The organism is uncultured Phyllobacterium sp., assembly GCF_902479695.1.
Classification (GTDB): Bacteria; Pseudomonadota; Alphaproteobacteria; order Rhizobiales; family Rhizobiaceae; genus Phyllobacterium; species Phyllobacterium calauticae.
Genome location: NZ_CABSQF010000021.1, coordinates 41,863 through 59,063, shown reverse-complemented (window position 1 = coordinate 59,063; position 17,201 = coordinate 41,863). Strand labels below are relative to the sequence as shown.

At 62.1% G+C, this 17,201-nt stretch carries 15 protein-coding genes; 8 read left to right on the top strand and 7 right to left on the bottom strand.

Annotated features, from left to right (window positions below):
- The first annotated feature begins 65 nt into the window (after nucleotides 1-65).
- From RDL77_RS14315 to RDL77_RS14295, 5 genes are all read left to right on the top strand, one after another.
- Entirely contained in the window at nucleotides 66-1,202 is a 1,137-nt protein-coding gene (locus tag RDL77_RS14315; protein ID WP_288193447.1) for an ABC transporter substrate-binding protein, read from the top strand.
- Between the two features lie 76 nt (nucleotides 1,203-1,278).
- Entirely contained in the window at nucleotides 1,279-2,199 is a 921-nt protein-coding gene (locus tag RDL77_RS14310; RefSeq protein WP_288193446.1) for a branched-chain amino acid ABC transporter permease, read from the top strand.
- 8 nt (nucleotides 2,200-2,207) lie between these two features.
- Complete coding sequence (locus RDL77_RS14305; protein WP_288193445.1) at nucleotides 2,208-3,191, top strand: branched-chain amino acid ABC transporter permease; 984 nt, start codon at nucleotides 2,208-2,210, stop codon at nucleotides 3,189-3,191.
- Entirely contained in the window at nucleotides 3,184-3,933 is a 750-nt protein-coding gene (locus RDL77_RS14300; protein WP_288193444.1) for an ABC transporter ATP-binding protein, read from the top strand. Before RDL77_RS14305 ends, RDL77_RS14300 begins: the two co-directional genes overlap by 8 nt.
- Nucleotides 3,930-4,616 (top strand): ABC transporter ATP-binding protein, encoded by a 687-nt coding sequence (locus tag RDL77_RS14295; protein ID WP_288193468.1) that lies wholly within the window; start codon nucleotides 3,930-3,932, stop codon nucleotides 4,614-4,616. Before RDL77_RS14300 ends, RDL77_RS14295 begins: the two co-directional genes overlap by 4 nt.
- 34 nt (nucleotides 4,617-4,650) lie before the next feature.
- On the opposite strand, the gene RDL77_RS14290 is transcribed toward RDL77_RS14295, so the two are convergent.
- Complete coding sequence (locus RDL77_RS14290; RefSeq protein ID WP_288193443.1) at nucleotides 4,651-6,915, bottom strand: heavy metal translocating P-type ATPase; 2,265 nt, start codon at nucleotides 6,913-6,915, stop codon at nucleotides 4,651-4,653.
- Nucleotides 6,916-6,985: 70 nt separating this feature from the next.
- Between RDL77_RS14290 and RDL77_RS14285 the strand changes: the two genes are divergently transcribed.
- Nucleotides 6,986-7,408 carry a helix-turn-helix domain-containing protein gene (locus tag RDL77_RS14285; protein ID WP_105735390.1) on the top strand — a complete coding sequence of 141 codons (423 nt, stop codon included), beginning with the start codon at nucleotides 6,986-6,988 and terminating at the stop codon, nucleotides 7,406-7,408.
- Nucleotides 7,409-7,452: 44 nt separating this feature from the next.
- Here the strand turns inward: RDL77_RS14285 and RDL77_RS14280 are convergent, their stop codons facing one another.
- The 6 genes from RDL77_RS14280 to RDL77_RS14255 form a co-directional block, all read right to left on the bottom strand.
- Nucleotides 7,453-8,169 (bottom strand): L,D-transpeptidase, encoded by a 717-nt coding sequence (locus RDL77_RS14280; RefSeq protein ID WP_288193442.1) that lies wholly within the window; start codon nucleotides 8,167-8,169, stop codon nucleotides 7,453-7,455.
- Nucleotides 8,170-8,360: 191 nt separating this feature from the next.
- Nucleotides 8,361-9,080 (bottom strand): MgtC/SapB family protein, encoded by a 720-nt coding sequence (locus tag RDL77_RS14275; protein WP_223615410.1) that lies wholly within the window; start codon nucleotides 9,078-9,080, stop codon nucleotides 8,361-8,363.
- A 21-nt stretch (nucleotides 9,081-9,101) separates the two neighbouring features.
- Nucleotides 9,102-9,593, bottom strand: coding sequence for a DUF2493 domain-containing protein (locus RDL77_RS14270; RefSeq protein ID WP_223615411.1), 492 nt, complete (start codon nucleotides 9,591-9,593; stop codon nucleotides 9,102-9,104).
- 39 nt (nucleotides 9,594-9,632) lie between these two features.
- Nucleotides 9,633-9,935, bottom strand: a complete 303-nt coding sequence (locus RDL77_RS14265) for a hypothetical protein (protein ID WP_223615412.1) — start codon at nucleotides 9,933-9,935, stop codon at nucleotides 9,633-9,635.
- Nucleotides 9,936-10,007: 72 nt separating this feature from the next.
- A complete protein-coding gene (gene mgtA / locus RDL77_RS14260) occupies nucleotides 10,008-12,722 on the bottom strand; it encodes a magnesium-translocating P-type ATPase (protein WP_288193440.1) in 2,715 nt (904 codons plus the stop codon).
- A 250-nt stretch (nucleotides 12,723-12,972) separates the two neighbouring features.
- Entirely contained in the window at nucleotides 12,973-13,242 is a 270-nt protein-coding gene (locus tag RDL77_RS14255) for a hypothetical protein (protein WP_223615414.1), read from the bottom strand.
- Nucleotides 13,243-13,689: 447 nt separating this feature from the next.
- On the opposite strand from RDL77_RS14255, the gene RDL77_RS14250 reads away from it, so the two are divergent.
- Together RDL77_RS14250 and RDL77_RS14245 are read left to right on the top strand one after the other, a co-directional pair.
- The gene (locus tag RDL77_RS14250) at nucleotides 13,690-15,447 is read left to right on the top strand and encodes an ABC transporter ATP-binding protein (RefSeq protein ID WP_288193438.1); all 1,758 of its coding nucleotides are present in this window, start codon (nucleotides 13,690-13,692) and stop codon (nucleotides 15,445-15,447) included.
- A gap of 62 nt (nucleotides 15,448-15,509) precedes the next feature.
- Complete coding sequence (locus tag RDL77_RS14245) at nucleotides 15,510-17,198, top strand: AMP-binding protein (RefSeq protein ID WP_288193437.1); 1,689 nt, start codon at nucleotides 15,510-15,512, stop codon at nucleotides 17,196-17,198.
- Nucleotides 17,199-17,201: the final 3 nt, after the last annotated feature.

Genomic DNA, 17,201 nt, shown 5'->3' with positions numbered 1-17,201 from the left:
ACGGGCACTTGCATCGCGAATCAATTTAGAATTGAGATGAACCATAAAATAAGGGGAACGACGCAATGAAACGAATAGCAGCAGCGGCATTGATGGCGGGTTTGGCTTTTGCCGGTCAAGCCATGGCCGAACCCGTCAAGATCGGCATGATCACGACATTGTCGGGCGGCGGCGCAGGCCTTGGCATCGATATACGCGACGGCTTCCTTCTTGCCATCAAGGAGTCCGGCAACAAGGATATCAAGGTCATCGTCGAGGACGATGCGCAGAAGCCGGAACTTGCCGTGCAGATCGCCGACAAGATGGTCCAGAGCGAAAAAGTCGACATCCTGACCGGTATCGTCTGGTCCAACCTCGCCATGGCGGTCGTGCCGGGCGTTGTCGGCCAGGGCACCTTCTACCTCTCGACCAATGCCGGCCCATCGGCGCTGGCCGGTGCCAACTGCAACCCCAACTATTTCAACGTCGCCTACCAGAACGACAACCTGCATGAGGCCATGGGCAATTATGCCAATACGGCAAACTACAAGAAGACCTTCATTCTTGCGCCGAACTATCCCGCTGGCACCGATGCACTGACCGGCTTCAAGCGCTTCTACAAGGGTGCGCTGGCAGGCGAGCTCTACACCAAGGTCGGCCAGACCGATTATGCCACCGAGATCGCGCAGATCCGCGCTTCGGGTGCCGATTCCGTCTACTTCTTCCTGCCTGGCGGCATGGGCATCGCCTTCATGAAGCAGTATTCGCAGTCCGGCATTTCCACGCCGGTCATGGGCCCCGGCTTCTCCTTCGATCAGGACGTGCTCGGCGCCATCGGCGATGCGGCCATCGGCGTGAAGAACTCGTCGCATTGGTCGAAGGACCTCGATAACGCCGCCAACAAGAAATACGTCGCCGCTTTCAAGGCCGAGTACAAGCGCCTGCCATCGCTCTATGCGACACAGGGTTATGACACGGCGAACCTGATCCTCTCGGCCGTTGCCAAGGCCAGCGTCAAGGACAAGGATGCGTTCCGCGCCGCCCTCAAGGAAGCCAAGTTCGATTCCGTGCGCGGCAAATTCAAGTTCGGCAACAACAACCACCCGATCCAGGACATCTATGTGCGTGAAGTGATCAAGGAAGACGGCGTTCTCACCAACAAGATCGTCGCCACCAGCTTCACCGATCACCAGGATGCCTATGCGGCCAGCTGCAAGATGTGAACGATAGACGGGCGCGCGGACGAAAAATCCGCGCGCCCTCTATGCCTTTGATCGTCTCATCGGATTGGATTGAACCTTGTCTTCGGCTCTCCTCATCGAACAAGCCCTGAACGGCCTGCAGTTCGGCGTCATGCTGTTTCTGATGGCCGCCGGATTGACGCTGATCTTCGGCGTCATGGGCGTGATCAACCTTGCCCATGGCTCGCTCTACATGGTCGGGGCCTTCGCCTGCGCGGCGGTCGCCGCCTATACCGGCTCGTTCTGGCTCGGCCTGGTGGCAAGCCTCATTGCCGCTGCCGCCGCAGGCGCCATCGTCGAAGTCACGGTGATCCGCCGTCTCTACAACCGCGATCATCTCGATCAGGTTCTCGCCACCTTCGCGCTCATCCTGATCTTTTCCGAGGGCACGCGCTGGGTATTCGGCTCCTTTCCGCTCTATCTCGACATCCCGAAGGTGCTGCAGGGCGCGATCAGCCTGCCGGGCGGCGGGCAGTACCAGCTTTACCGGCTTGCCATCATCGGCGCCGGTCTCATCGTCGCCATCGGGCTTTATCTGCTGATCGCAAAGACAAGGCTCGGCATGCGCATCCGCGCCGGTGAATCCGACCGGGAAATGATTGGTGCGCTCGGCGTCGACATCGCTTCGCTCAACACCATCGTCTTTGCCCTTGGCGCGGCGCTGGCTGGCCTCGCCGGCGCGCTTGTCGGTGCGCTGCAATCGGTGCAGGTCGGCATGGGCGAACCGGTGCTCATCCTCGCCTTCGTCGTCATCGTCATCGGCGGCATCGGCTCCATCAAGGGCGCGCTGGCCGGCGCCATTCTTGTCGGCGTGGTCGACACCATGGGCCGGTTCCTGCTGCCGCAGCTTTTCACCCTGTTCATGCAGCCGTCACAGGCGGCCACGGCAGGCGCGGCCATCGCCTCGATGCTCATCTATATCGTCATGGCCTTCATTCTGGCAGTGAGGCCGAAGGGCCTCTTTGCGGTCAATGTGTGAGGGGCGGAATGGCTGATCGCGAACGCCTTGTGAATATCGCTCTGGCCCTCATTGTGCCGGTTTGCGCTGTCGCCGCCCATGGCATGGGCGAGCCTTTCTACGTGACCCTTGCCACCCGCATTGCCATTCTTGCGCTTGCCGCGGTGGGGCTGAACCTCGCGCTCGGCCTTGGCGGCCTTGTCTCCTTCGGCCATGCCGCCTTTTTCGGCATCGGCGGCTATGCCGCCGGCATCTTTGCCACCCATGCCTTCAACCAGACCCCGCTGCTCACCGCGCCCGTCATGCTCATGGCGACAAACCAGATGCCGGTGATCTGGCTGGTGAGCGCCGTCGTTGCCGGTCTGGCAGCCCTGCTGATCGGCCTGATCAGCCTGCGCACCTCCGGCGTCTATTTCATCATGATCACCCTCGCCTTCGCCCAGATGATCTACTACTTCGCCATCTCCTGGCCCGCCTATGGCGGCGAGGATGGCCTGTCGATCACCATGCGCAATGGCTTTCCCGGGGTGAACACGCTCAACCCCCTCAGCTTCTTCCTGATCGCCTATGGCCTGCTCCTGCTGGCGTTGTTCGCCTTCTCCCGGCTCAGGGACTCGCGCTTCGGTGCGGCGCTGCAGGCCACGCGGCAGAACGAGGTGCGGGTGGCGTCCATCGGCATCCGGCCGCTGCGCATCCGCCTCGTCGCGTTCATCCTGTCGGGCATGATCACCGCCATTGCCGGTGCGCTGTTTGCCGATCTCAACCGCTTTGTCGGTCCGTCCATGCTGTCGTGGAGCATGTCCGGCGAACTCATCGTGCTGATCATATTGGGGGGCACCGGCCGTCTCTTCGGCCCCCTTGCTGGCGCCATCCTGTTCGTGCTGTTCGAATTTGCCCTCGGCGGGCTAACCGAGCATTGGCAGCTGTTCCTCGGCCTCATTCTGCTCGCCGTTGTCCTGTTCGGGCGCGGCGGTCTCATCGGGCTTCTGGCCGGGAAGGTGCGTCATGGCTGAACCCGTCCTCAGCATCCGGAACCTGTGCAAATCCTTCGGCGCGCTGAAGGCCACCGACGATGTCAGCCTTGATCTTCATCCCGGCGAAATCCATGCGCTGATCGGCCCGAACGGTGCGGGAAAATCGACACTGATCCACCAGATCGCCGGAACGCTGAAGCACAATAGCGGCTCCATCCATTTCATGGGCCGGGATGTCTCGGCGCTTGGCGTCTCGCACCGCGCGCAACTGGGGCTCGGCCGTACCTTCCAGATATCGTCGCTGACACCGGAATTCTCGGCATTGCGCAATGTCATGCTGGCCGTGCAGGCCAATCAAGGGTCGAGTTTCCGTTTCTGGAAGCCTGTCATGGCCGATGCATCGCTCAAGGACACCGCGCGCGACATGCTCGGCCGGGTGGGACTGCTTGACCGGGCCGATATACCCAGCGCCGAACTTTCCCATGGCGAACGGCGGCAGCTGGAAATCGCCATTGCCCTCGCGCTCGGTCCGAAAGCCTTCCTGCTCGATGAGCCGATGGCGGGCATGGGACCGGAAGGCTCGAAACGCCTCACCGCCTTTCTCGACACGCTGCGGCACGAGGCACCGATCCTTTTGATCGAACACGATATGGATGCGGTCTTTGCCCTTGCCGACCGCATTTCGGTGCTGGTCTATGGCCGCATCATCGCCACCGGCACGGTCGACGACATCCGCCGCAATCCGCTGGTGCGCGAAGCCTATCTCGGGGAGAGCGTCTGATGCTGCTGGAACTTGCCGGGGTCGAGACCTTCTACGGCGCGTCGCAGGCGCTTTTCGGTGTCGATCTTGCGATGGCGGAAGGCGAAGCCGTTGCGCTGATGGGCCGCAACGGCATGGGCAAGACCACCACCATCCGCTCGATCTTCGGGCTCTCGCCGCTGCACCGTGGCACGGTCCGCTTCGCCGGCGCCGATATTTCGGCGGCAAAACCCTATCGCATCGCCCGGCTTGGGCTGGGACTGGTGCCGGAAGGACGGCGCTGCTTTCCCAACCTGACGGTGGTGGAAAACCTGCTGGCTTCGGCGCGAAAGGGATTCTGGACCATCAAGGAGGTCAATGCCCTCTTCCCGCGCCTGGCGGAGCGGTCCGGGCAATATGCCAACTCGCTGTCGGGCGGCGAGCAGCAGATGCTTGCCGTGGCGCGCGCCCTGATGACCAACCCGAAACTGATCGTGCTCGATGAGGCAACGGAGGGCCTTGCGCCGGTTATCCGGCAGGAAATCTGGAAGGCCATCGCCGCATTGAAGCGGCAGGGCCAGTCCATTCTGGTCGTCGACAAGACCCTGTCGGAACTGCTTCCGGTGGCCGACCGCTGCTTTGTGCTTGAGCGGGGCCGCACCGTCTGGAGTGGTGTGCCGGCCGAATTGACCGGCGCGATTCAGGATCGTTATCTCGGCGTCTGACGGCCCCCCGACGGGAGGCCGCGCATATCATGTCTTACGCGCGGCCCTTCCAGCCGAGAAGCCGCATCGCATTGGCCGTCACCAGTACCGTCGCGCCGGTATCGGCAAGGATCGCCGGCCACAAACCGGTCAGACCGATGATCGTCGTCACCAGGAAGACGGCCTTCAGGCCGAGCGCAACGCCGATGTTCTGGCGGATATTGCTCATCACCGTTTTCGACAGGTCGATCATGTTGGCGACATCGATCACCCGGCCGTGCAGGATTGCCGCATCGGCGGTTTCAAGCGCCACATCCGTGCCGCCGCCCATGGCAATGCCGATGTCGGCAGCAGCAAGCGCCGGAGCATCATTGATGCCGTCGCCGACCTTGGCCACGGTCAGGCCGGCACGCTGCATCTCGCCGACGATCCGCTGCTTGTCCTGCGGCAGCAGTTCCGCCCTCGGCTCGATCCCCAGCTTGGAAGCGATTGCCTCTGCGGTGCGGCTGTTGTCGCCGGTCAGCATGACGGCCTTGATGCCCTGCTCTTTCAGCACGGCAAGACCGCGCTCCGCATCGGCCCGCGGCTCGTCGCGCATGGCAAGCAATCCCACAAGCTTGCCCTCGACAAGCACAACGGAAACCGTCTTGCCCTGATCATTGAGCGCTTCGATGCCTGCCGTCTGTTCCGCGCTGAGCGGCGCCATTGCGGCGACGGCCTGCGGCGAACCGAGGAACACGTCCTTGCCGCCGACGGTTCCCTCGACGCCCTTGCCGGAAACCGCCTTTGCCGCGGTGGACGGAAGAACCGTGACGGCATCGGCCTTGGCCCGGTCGAGAATGGCCACCGCCAGAGGGTGGCTGGAACCGGTTTCGAGAGCGGCAGCCAGCGACAGCACGTCCTGCTCCGGCAGGCCGAATGAAACGATATCCGTGACCACAGGCTTGCCTTCGGTCAGGGTGCCGGTCTTGTCAAAGGCGACGGCCGTCACCTTCCGGAAGGTTTCAAGCACGGCACCGCCCTTCATCAGCAGGCCGCGCCGCGCACCCGCGGAGAGGCCGGCGGCAATGGCGGCCGGTGTCGAGATAACAAGCGCGCAGGGGCAGCCGATCAGGAGAATGGCAAGGCCCTTATAGACCCATTCGCTCCAGATGCCGCCCATGAACAAGGGGGGGACGATGGCGACAAGCGCCGCAACGACCATGATGCCCGGTGTGTAATAGCGCGAGAAACCGTCGATGAACCGTTCCGTCGGCGCCTTGCTTTCCTGTGCTTCTTCCACGAGACGGATCACCCGGGCGATGGTGTTGTCGCTTGCCGTCGCGGTGACGGCGATGCGCAGGACACCGTCGGTATTGATGGTCCCGGCAAAGACCGGATCACCGGCATTCTTGCGCTTGGGCGTGCTTTCGCCCGTGACCGGCGCTTCGTCGATCTCGCTTGTTCCCTCGGTGATGTCACCATCGGCAGGAATACGGTCACCCGGCCGCACCAGAATGATATCACCAATGGCAAGCGCATCGGCAGGAACCGAGACCGTGTTGCCGCCACGCTCCACCAGCGCGGTTTTCGGGACGAGATCGGCGAGACCCTGGATGCTGGCGCGGGCACGGCCAGCGGCAACGCCCTCAAGCATTTCGCCGATCAGGAACAGGAAGACCACGGCGGCGGCTTCTTCACCCGCGCCAATGATCACCGCGCCGATGGCTGCGACCGTCATCAGCATTTCGATGGAAAATGGCGTGCCGGAACGCGCCGCCATCAGCGCACGGCGGGCAATGGGTACCAGCCCGACCAGCATCGCCACGACAAAGGCTCCGTTGGCGATATCCGGATAAAGCTTGCCGACGGCATAGGCCGCGACAAGGGCGACACCGCTGATGATGGTCAGAAAGCCCTTGCGGCTCTGCCACCAGCGGGCGGGCCCGGCGCTTTGCACTGGAGCTGCGACCACAGCCGCGTTTGTGTCCGCATGGTCATGCCCGGAATGATCGTGGCCCGCATGGTCATGGTCGTGGTGATCATGATCCGCGTGGTTGTGGTTGGCATGGTCATGCCCGCTGCATGACGGTGCCGCCACGGGCGCCGGGCTCTTGGCTGTCAGCGGCGAAACCTTGTAGCCGAGGCCGTTGACCTTTTTCTCGAGAACACCGAGATCGGCGGTGTCGTCGGGGTTGACCGTCATCGTGCCCGCCGTCACCGACACGGAAATGTCGGCCACGCCAGGCAGGCGGCGCACCGCCGTATCGATCTTGGCCGCACAGCTTGCACAGTCCATGCCCTCGACCCGGAAGCGGGTTTGCGTTGGCGCTGCTGTCATAATTCAACCTCTCTTGACTCTGTTGCCGGCAAGGCTACATGCTCTAGTGACTAGAGGAGCAAGTGGAATGTTGAAAGAAATTTCAATTGGCGAAGCAGCAAAGCGTAGCGGTGTCAAAGTGCCGACCATCCGCTATTACGAACAGATCGGGCTGCTGGCGGCACCGGCGCGCACCGATGGCAACCGGCGGCACTATGAAGACACGGATATCCGCCGGCTGGCATTCATCCGCCATGCGCGCGAGCTCGGCTTCGAGATCGACTCCATCCGCACGCTGCTGCACCTGCAGGATGATCCCAACCAGCCCTGCGAAACCGCCGACGGCATTGCCAATGCGCGCCTCATCGAGGTCGAGCAGCGCATCCGCAGCCTGAATGCGCTGAAAGCCGAGCTGGAACTGATGGTGGAGGGATGCCGGCACGGCCGCGTTGCCGAATGCCGCGTCATCGAAATTCTGGCCGATCACGGCAAATGCGCGCATGCGCAACACTAGGCCGCAGTCAAAACCGGCTGCGGCCGTGTTCATGAATCCTGGTCCTAAATAACCAGCAGCGGGGCCTTGCCGGGGACGCGCTCATAGAGATCCATCACGTCCTGATTGAACATGCGCACGCAACCCGACGATGCGGATTTGCCGATGGAGTTCCAGTCCGGCGAACCGTGAATGCGGTACAGCGTGTCGACACCACCCTGAAAGATATAGAGGGCTCGCGAACCCAGCGGATTGTTGACACCCGGCGGCATGCCCTGGCGCCATTTTTCCAGCTTCGGATCGCGTGAAATCATGGTCGATGGCGGTGTCCAGGTCGGCCACTTGCGCTTCCACTGGACAATGGCGCGGCCCTTCCAGGAATAGCCCTGCCGGCCGAGCCCGACACCATAGCGCATGGCCTTGCCGTTCTTCAGAACCAGATAGAGAAACTTGTCGACGGTGTTGACGACGATCGTGCCGGGCTTCTCCCCTGTCGGATCGTCGACGACCTGCCGCAGGAATTTTTCATTGACCTTGGCAAAGGGTATCGCCGGCAGCCTGTAGCCCTCCTCTTCGACCGCCTGATACATGCTGATGTAATCGGGCTTCGCCGGTGCCGGTGCGGCAACCTCGACGGGTGCCGGCTTGTCCGCCGGCACGGCATCCTGCGAACCGGCAAGATCGAGCGACTGTTTGGGCAACTGGGCACAGGCAGCGACGGCTGAAACGCCAACGAGCGACAGGCCGGTCAGGAATGACCGGCGCGAAACGAGGGATGACATTCTGTATGCTTTCAAACGATGGGACAGGCGGGGCGGACAGGCGGTCGTGGTCACCGCTTGCCTCTATCCTTTTAAAACGGATCGCGGCAACCGTGTGTCAAAAACAAGGCAGAGCGTAATGTCTGTGGCACTGTTGCATTATGATCACAGTATATATCAGGCTGTAAACTTGCGTGATAATGCAACATTAACTAGTCCTTTGTGCTGCCCTCCCATGTTCCGTGGGAAATGCCGTGCTGCTTTTCCATATGGGCAATCACCGCGTCGATCTCGTCGGGATCGATCGCCGTACTGACCAGCGTGGCCACGATTTCCACGGTCTCGTCATCGCCCTGATCGGTGATTTCAACGTCGCTGACGGGATAATCCGCCTCTTCAAGCCGTTCGACCAGGAGGTCGCGCATGGTCGGCATGGCCGCACGGGTCGATATCAGCTTGACCTCATAGGTGGCCTCCGCCGCCTGTTCGCTGATCGGGATGCGGTTGATGACATTGACCAGCGGGCGCAGCAGCGTGTTGCCGGCAAGGACAAACACCGTCAGCAGCGCCGCTTCGGCGAGCATGTCCGTGCCGGCACAGGCACCCACCGCCGCCGAACACCAGAGCGTTGCCGCAGTGTTCAGCCCCCGCACGTTCATTCCTTCCTTCATGATCACGCCCGCACCCAGAAAGCCGATGCCGGAAACCACGTAGGAAATCACCCGGACGGCTTCCGTCGTCCCGGCAATCCGCTGCGCCAGATCGACGAAGGCCGCCGAACCAATGGCGACAAGCACATTGGTGCGCAGCCCGGCCGTCCGCTGCCTGTACTGGCGCTCGGCGCCAATCAGTGTGCCGAAGATGAAGGCGGCGACGAAGCTGATGGTCGTATCGAGAAAGGGATAGAGATCGAATGTCTGTATGAATTTCATGGGGTCACCGCAGCTGGCTCGTCATGCGAGACTAGCATTTCTCCGGTTAACAATGATGACAGTCCCTGTCATCGCGAGACAGGCGGCTTGGCACGGCATGTCACCCTCCGGACTGTCGGCGCAATGATCCGCAGGCGCCCCCGCCTCACCATGGGAAGACCGCTCCAGGCTTCGGGCCGTGATCACCGGAATATGCCTGGCATGGGCCTGCTGCACCAGTTCCTGCAGATGCCTGCCGCCGGGAAAGGCCAGCAGCGCATCGGGGCGGCTGTCTTCGAGCATGAAGCGGTTGCGCTTCGTGTCGGCCTGCTTGCCCAGCAGCGACCAGTTGGCGGGATAGCGGACGATATGGACATCGTTCTGCCGGGCCCAGTCCTCGGCCACCGATCCCAAGGCGGGAAGACCGCCATGGATGAGAACCGTCACCGGGCAGGCCGCATGGATGCGGTTCAGTTCGTCGAGAATGGCTTCGGCGACATCGAAATGCCGGCCGCCGGAAATCAAAAGGCGCATGATGTGCTCCTTGCAGTCTGTGTTGAAATGGGAGGTGCACTACCAGCGCGCCCGCCGCATGATGCGGATGGCGCTCTGGTTCAGGGAGGACGACCACTGGATGAGGCGCCAGCTGCGCCTGCGATTGAGAACGCCCCGGCGGTGCAGCCGCGTGGCAAGCCAGAACAATCCCTGCCCCGTCACGGCCAAAAGCCAGCAGAGCCATCGCAGGAACTGATCCCCTATCCGTGAACGGCGCGGTTCCGGGCGTTTCGAAAGCGAGCCGCGTTTGGGCAAACCACCCCATGAACCATGGGGTGGCGTGCCTGCCTGAAAGTGCAGGATGAAATTGGTCATGACCATGGCAGATCTCCTCTGGCGGTCTTGCGGAACGGGAGGATGACGGGCGGCAGATGCCGCCCGCTGTTTGACGGTTCAGAACCACTGGCCGAAGCGGCGGATGTAGATCGCCTTCATCGTCTGGGCGACGACGCAGTAGCTGAACAGGGTAGCCACCAGCCAGGGGAAGTAGCTCCAGGGCAGAGGCTGCAACCCGACCAGCGTGCCGAGCGGCGAGAACGGCACATAGATTCCGAGGCCCATCACCAGGATCGACATCAGCATGACCGGCAGGGCCGCCGTGCTCTGGATGAAGGGAATCTTCTGCGTGCGCAGCATGTGCACGACCAGCGTCTGCGACAGAAGCCCCTCGATGAACCAGCCGGACTGGAACAGCGACTGATGCTCGGGCGCATTGGCGGCAAAGACGAACCACATCAGGGCAAAGGTGGTCATGTCGAAGATCGACGAGGTCGGTCCGATCCACAGCATGAAACGGCCGATGTTCCTTGCATCCCACTTGCGCGGCTTGCTGAGGAATTCCTTGTCCATCCGGTCCCACGGCAATGCCAGCTGCGAGATATCGTACATCAGGTTCTGGATGAGCAGATGGATCGCCAGCATCGGCAGGAACGGGATGAAGGCGCTGGCCACGAGCACCGAGAACACGTTGCCGAAGTTGGAGCTGGCCGTCATGTTCAGGTACTTCATGATGTTGCCGAAGGTCTCGCGACCCTTGATCACACCCTCTTCGAGCACCATCAGGCTCTTTTCCAGGAGGATGATATCGGCCGATTCCTTGGCGATATCCGCACCGCTGTCGACGGAAATGCCGACATCCGCATCGCGCAGCGCCGGGGCATCGTTGATCCCGTCGCCGAGGAAGCCGACCGTGTGGCCATTGGCCTGCAGGGCCTTGAGCACCCGCGATTTCTGCAGCGGCGTCAGCTTGGCGAAGACGACGCGCTCTTCCACGAGCAGGCGCAGCGCGCTGTCGTCCAGCTTCTCGATGTCCCGCCCCAGCAGCGGTATCCCCGCTTCAAGCCCGACCTCTCGGCAGATCTTGAGGCTGACCACCTCATTGTCACCGGTCAGCAGCTTGACCGCGACGCCATGTTCGGCCAGCGCCGCAATTGCCGGTCCGGCGGTTTCCTTGGGCGGGTCGAGGAAGGTCAGGAAACCTTCGACGATCAGCTCGCTTTCATCCGCGATGCCGTATTGCGCCTTGGTGTCCCCGGCCGGGATTTCTCGGGTGGCGACCACCAGAACACGGAATCCGTCCTCATTGTAGGCGCGGGCGATGGCAACCAGTGCCTTGCGGCTGGTGTCGTCGAGCACGCGGACATCGTTCCCGTCGCGCATGCGGGTCGCAATACCAAGCATTTCCTCCACGGCGCCCTTGCAGACCAGCAGGTGCTCGCCGGCCACGCCTTCGACCACCACCGACAGCCGCCGGCGGATGAAATCGAACGGCATCTCGTCGACCTTGCGATAGAAGGCGGCAGTCCGCATGTTGTCGGCCGATGCATCGGTAAAGCGCAGCACGGCCTGATCCATCAGGTTCTTCACGCCGCTCTGGTGATGGCTGTTGAGCCAGGCAAGGCGCAGCACCGTCTCGTCGCGCTTGCCGTAGACATCGACATGATGCTCGAGGATGATCTTGTCCTGGGTCAGCGTGCCTGTTTTGTCCGTGCACAGGATGTCCATCGCACCGAAGTTCTGGATGGCGTTCAGGCGCTTGACCACGACCTTGCGCCGGGCCATGGCAACGGCGCCCTTGGCCAGGTTGGACGAGACGATCATCGGCAGCATTTCCGGCGTCAGGCCAACGGCAACCGCAAGCGCGAACAGCAGGGCTTCCAGCCAGTCACCCTTGACGAAACCGTTGATCAGGAAGACGACGGGCACCATCACCAGCATGAAGCGGATGAGCAGCCAGCTGACGCTGTTGATGCCGCGGTCGAAGGCGGTTTGCGCCCGCGAACCGACGATGGATTTGGCAAGCGAACCGAAATAGGTGCGCGGTCCCGTTGCCACGACGACAGCCGTCGCCGTGCCGCTGACCACATTGGTGCCCATGAAGCAGATATTGGGAACATCCAGCATGTCGGTCTGATCCGAGGCAATGCCCAGCGCCGACTTCTCGGCAACCGCGCCGAGCGTGTCGTATTTTTCGACGGGAATGGCTTCGCCGGTCAGGACCGCCTGGCTGACATAGAGATCGCGCGATTCGATCAGGCGCACGTCGGCCGGGATCATGTCACCGGCGGACAGGCGCACCACGTCGCCCGCCACAAGTTCCCGCATCGGAATTTCGAGCATTTCCGGCGGGGTCGTCGCACGGTTCCGGCGCAGCACCGTCGCTGTGGTACGGACCATCGCCTTCAAGGCTTCGGCCGCCTTGCCGGAGCGGTATTCCTGGACGAAGCGCATGATGCCGCTGGCCAGAATCATGACCGCGAGAATGATCACCTTGGTCGGATCCGGAGCATCGCCATTTTGCATGGGCAGCCAGCAATCGGTGAAAGCACTGATCAGGCCGAGAACGATCAGCACCATGATGAAGGGGTTCTTGAAAGCCGACATGAACTGGAGCAGCGCATGCGGGCGCCGGTCGTGGGCGACCTCGTTTGCCCCGTCCTTGGCCAGGCGTTCCGTCGCATCGCGGACCGTCAGGCCGTCCCGGTGGCTTTTGACGTTGGCGAGGGTGATGTCGATATCGTTCTGGGCTTCGCGCACAGCCCGCATGGACAGCTTGCGGCTGTCCTTCTTCTCCGCATTCAATGCGGAATTCTTGAGAATGACGTTCATTTTCTGGTCTCCTGCCGCTTTGCGCGACAGCGACACCAGCTCCGGATCACCTGAAATTCAGGCGCAACAAGCCGTGCCGAGCCGTCACGTCCACGGTCGGTTTTGGGGAATTTGCTCTTTGGGATCGCCCGCCATGCTTGCCGGTCACCGGCAGCACGGCGGGCCTACTAGGATAGTCGTCCATGGGATACTCCTTCATGCCGCACCCGATGGCCCGAAGGCGCATGCGCGGCGTTTGGCAAAACAGCGGTCAGATCATGCGGCCCGACTGATAGACCGCCAGCACCAGCCCGAGTTTTTCAACCGGGTCCAAAACGGGTGCGGGCGGCTCATTGTCGGCATGCCAGCGCATTTCAAGCCGGCCATTGACCGGATTGACGCGCCAATCCGCCTGCAGATTGGAAAAAAGATGCTGTTTCTGGGGTGCTGCGGAAACGCTGTTCCGTTGCACGGCAAGCCGCCCGCGGGCGCGGTTGGCGAAGGCGCGAACGCCTGGAAGAGTTGCGAACGTGATGTTCATGGCTCACCTCATTGACCGGAAGCGATCCGGCCGGGGGTGAGCGACGGTGGAGCCCTAGGCCCTAACGTTGCTCATCCGGTGTACCGGATCGAGTCCTGCTCGTTAGTTGTTTCAAGCGCCCGGCCTCCCGCATCAACGGCAGTCAGGGCGCAGCTAGATTTGCTGTCCATCGTCTTCTTTGTGATTTGAAAAATGACCTGGGTAACCCAAGCAAAACCGCGATACGCCTGCTTGATGCGGGTTGTCAACCGGAAAGCTTGGCCATCGCGATTTTTGTCGCGTGAAATTGCTCACATCAGCCGCAACGGCTTGAATTCCGGCCCCAAATCGGCCTGCCCGGCATCCAGCGCCCGCAAAACATGTTCGCTTATGGGGGAGCGGCGTGCTAACGCTTCCCCAACAGTTCCATTCAAGCCAGAGAGCTTCCGGTTCTCGCCATACGTGCCCATGATCAAACGTTTTTTCGCCTATTACGCGCCCTACAAAGGGCTGTTCGCGCTGGACTTCTCCTGCGCCGTCCTGTCCGGCCTGCTGGAACTCGGCTTTCCCATGGCCGTGCGTGCCTTCATCGATGTGCTGTTGCCGAGCGAGAACTGGAGCTACATTCTTCTGGCGGCGGCCGGACTGCTTGCTGTCTATCTCCTCAATTCCGGCCTCACGGCGGTCGTTGTCTATTGGGGGCACAAGCTCGGCATCAACATTGAAACCGAGATGCGCCGCAAGAGCTTCGATCACCTGCAAAAGCTCTCCTTCCGCTTCTACGACAACCACAAGACCGGCCATCTCGTCGCCCGCGTGACCAAGGACCTCGAGGAGATCGGCGAAGTGGCGCATCACGGCCCGGAAGATCTGTTCATCGCCATCATGACCTTCATCGGCGCATTCCTGCTGATGTTCCTCATCAACCCGCATCTCGCGCTGCTGACACTGGCCATCGTTCCCTTCGTTGCATGGGTCGCCAGCCGCTATGGCGGGCGCATGACCCGCAACTGGCAGAGCCTCTATCGGCGTGTCGGCGATTTCAATGTCCGCATCGAGGAGAATGTCGGCGGCATGCGCGTCGTGCAGGCCTTTGCCAACGAGGATCATGAGCGCGATCTCTTTGCCCATGACAATGCCCGCTACCGGGAAACCAAGCTCAGCGCCTACCGCATCATGGCGGCAAGCACCTCGCTGAACTATATGAGCATGCGGCTGATCCAGCTGATCGTGATGATCGCGGGCAGCTATTTCGTCATCACCGGCAGCCTTTCCAATGGCGGCTTCGTCAGCTTCCTGCTTCTGGTGACGGTGTTCGTGCGGCCGATCGAAAAGATCAACTCGGTGATCGAGACCTATCCGAAGGGCATTGCCGGGTTCAAGCGCTACACCGAGCTTCTCGACACCGAGCCCGATATCGCCGACCGGCCCGGTGCCGCCGATGTCAGCGGCCTCAAGGGCAATATCCGCTACGACAAGGTAAATTTCGGCTACACCGCCGGCAGGGCAGCGCTGCACGCTATCGATCTGGAGATCAGGGCCGGTGAGACCGTTGCCTTTGTCGGCTCCTCCGGTGCAGGGAAAACCACCCTCTGTTCACTGCTGCCGCGCTTCTACGAGGTCGACTCCGGCGCGATCACCGTTGACGGCATCGACATCCGCGACATGACCCTCGCCTCGCTGCGCAGCCAGATCGGCGTCGTGCAGCAGGATGTCTTCCTGTTCGGCGGCTCCATCCGCGAGAACATCGCCTATGGCCGCCTCGATGCGTCGGATGAAGACATTGCGCTTGCCGCCCGCCGCGCCCGCCTCGACGAAATGATAGCCGGTCTGCCTGCCGGGCTTGAGACCATTGTCGGCGAGCGCGGCGTCAAGCTGTCGGGCGGCCAGAAGCAGCGGCTTGCCATTGCCCGCATGTTCCTGAAAAACCCGCCCATCCTCATTCTCGATGAAGCGACATCGGCGCTCGACACGCAGACCGAGCGCGAAATCCAGGCATCCCTCGCCGAACTGGCGCAGGGCCGCACCACCCTGGTCATCGCGCACCGGCTGGCGACGATCCGCAACGCCGGCCGTATCGTCGTGGTCGATGATGCCCGGATTCTGGAACAGGGCAGCCACAGCGAACTGCTTGCCGCAGGCGGCGCCTACAAGCGGCTCTATCAGGTGCAGTTCGGCGATGCGGGCGCGGAAATCCTGCTTGACCGGGTGAACGGGAAAGCCTGAACTTTACAGCGCCGGTCAGAAACGTATGCTCCATCTGCTGAACGCTTTGGGAGGAGCAATCGATGATCAGGGAAAGCTACGTTCACGGTGCAAGCAGCCAGCCGCTGATCGGCGAAACGATCGGGCGGCATTTTGACCATATCGCCGGGCGGTTTCCCGACCGTCCCGCCCTTGTGGTCCGCCACCAGAATGTGCGCCTGAGCTATGCCGAACTGAAGCAGCGCGTTGACGCCGTCGCAGCGGGCCTCATCGCGCTTGGCCTGAAACCCGGTGACCGCATCGGCATCTGGTCACCCAACAATCTGGAATGGGTGCTGACCCAGTTCGCCACCGCCAAGGCCGGGCTCATCCTCGTCAACATCAATCCGGCCTACCGCTCGCACGAGCTTGAATATGCCGTCAACAAGGTCGGCTGTGCCGCGCTGATCCTGTCGCCCGCGCTGAAGACCAGCAATTACCTCGACATATTGCGCCAGATCGCCCCGGAACTTGGCACCTGCGCGCCCGGCGAACTCCGGTCGGCGAAGCTGCCGACGCTGCGGACCGTCATTCGTCTGGGGACAGACCGAACACCCGGCATGCTCAACTTCGCCGGTCTCGAACAGGCAGCGACCCCGGAAGCAAGGCAACAGCTGCAGGCGCTGGCCGCCGTGCTGCAGTTCGACGACCCGATCAATATCCAGTTCACCAGCGGCACCACCGGCAGCCCCAAGGGCGCGACACTCAGTCACCACAATATTCTCAACAACGGCTTCTTCATCGGCGAGGCGATGCGCCTCACCGAAATCGACCGCCTGTGCATCCCGGTGCCGTTCTACCATTGCTTCGGCATGGTTCTCGGCAACCTCGCCTGCCTGACCCACGGCGCCTGCATGGTCATACCGGGCGAGGCGTTCGATCCGCTGGCGGTGCTGCAGACGGTGGAGGCCGAGAAGTGCACCGGACTGCACGGCGTGCCGACCATGTTCATCGCCATCCTCGGGCATGCCGATTTCAAGACCTTCGACCTCAGCAGCCTGCGCACCGGCATCATGGCGGGCTCGCCCTGCCCCATCGAAGTGATGCGCAAAGTCATCCACGACATGCACCAGGGCGAAATCACCATCGCCTACGGGATGACGGAGACCAGTCCGGTCAGCTTCCAGAGTTCCGCCACCGACCCGCTGGAACGGCGCGTTTCGACGGTCGGGCGCATTCATCCGCATGTCGAGGTCAAGATCATCGATGCGGATGGCGCCATTGTCGCGCCGGGTGTTACCGGTGAGCTTTTGACGCGCGGCTACAGTGTCATGCGCGGCTATTGGGGCGATGATGCCAATACCGCAGCCACCATCGACGCTGCCCGCTGGATGCATACCGGCGATCTCGCGACCATCGATGCGGAGGGCTATTGTAACATTGTCGGGCGCATCAAGGACCTGGTGATCCGGGGCGGCGAGAACATCTATCCGCGCGAGATCGAGGAGTTTCTCTATACCCATCCCGGCATCGCCGACGTGCAGGTGTTCGGCATCCCGGACAGCAAGTATGGCGAGTGCCTCTGCGCCTGGATCAAGGTACGGCCCGGCGCCAGCCTCAGCGAGCATGACGTGCTGCAGTTCTGCAAGGGCAGGATCGCCCACTACAAGGTGCCGGCCCATATCCGCTTCGTCGAGGACTATCCGATGACCGTGACGGGCAAGATCCAGAAGTTCATCATGCGGCAGGCCATGATCGACGAGCTGGGCCTGCTGGAAGCAAAAACCGCCTGAGTG

Excerpts from the sequence above, each read along its gene's own strand:
- RDL77_RS14315 (WP_288193447.1), top strand. The coding sequence starts at position 66 with ATGAAACGAATAGCAGCAGCGGCATTGATGGCGGGTTTGGCTTTTGCC.
- RDL77_RS14305 (WP_288193445.1), top strand. The coding sequence starts at position 2,208 with ATGGCTGATCGCGAACGCCTTGTGAATATCGCTCTGGCCCTCATTGTG.
- RDL77_RS14300 (WP_288193444.1), top strand. The coding sequence starts at position 3,184 with ATGGCTGAACCCGTCCTCAGCATCCGGAACCTGTGCAAATCCTTCGGC.
- RDL77_RS14290 (WP_288193443.1), bottom strand. The coding sequence starts at position 6,915 with ATGACAGCAGCGCCAACGCAAACCCGCTTCCGGGTCGAGGGCATGGAC.
- RDL77_RS14280 (WP_288193442.1), bottom strand. The coding sequence starts at position 8,169 with ATGTCATCCCTCGTTTCGCGCCGGTCATTCCTGACCGGCCTGTCGCTC.
- RDL77_RS14275 (WP_223615410.1), bottom strand. The coding sequence starts at position 9,080 with ATGAAATTCATACAGACATTCGATCTCTATCCCTTTCTCGATACGACC.
- RDL77_RS14270 (WP_223615411.1), bottom strand. The coding sequence starts at position 9,593 with ATGCGCCTTTTGATTTCCGGCGGCCGGCATTTCGATGTCGCCGAAGCC.
- RDL77_RS14265 (WP_223615412.1), bottom strand. The coding sequence starts at position 9,935 with ATGGTCATGACCAATTTCATCCTGCACTTTCAGGCAGGCACGCCACCC.
- mgtA (WP_288193440.1), bottom strand. The coding sequence starts at position 12,722 with ATGAACGTCATTCTCAAGAATTCCGCATTGAATGCGGAGAAGAAGGAC.
- RDL77_RS14255 (WP_223615414.1), bottom strand. The coding sequence starts at position 13,242 with ATGAACATCACGTTCGCAACTCTTCCAGGCGTTCGCGCCTTCGCCAAC.
- RDL77_RS14250 (WP_288193438.1), top strand. The coding sequence starts at position 13,690 with ATGATCAAACGTTTTTTCGCCTATTACGCGCCCTACAAAGGGCTGTTC.
- RDL77_RS14245 (WP_288193437.1), top strand. The coding sequence starts at position 15,510 with ATGATCAGGGAAAGCTACGTTCACGGTGCAAGCAGCCAGCCGCTGATC.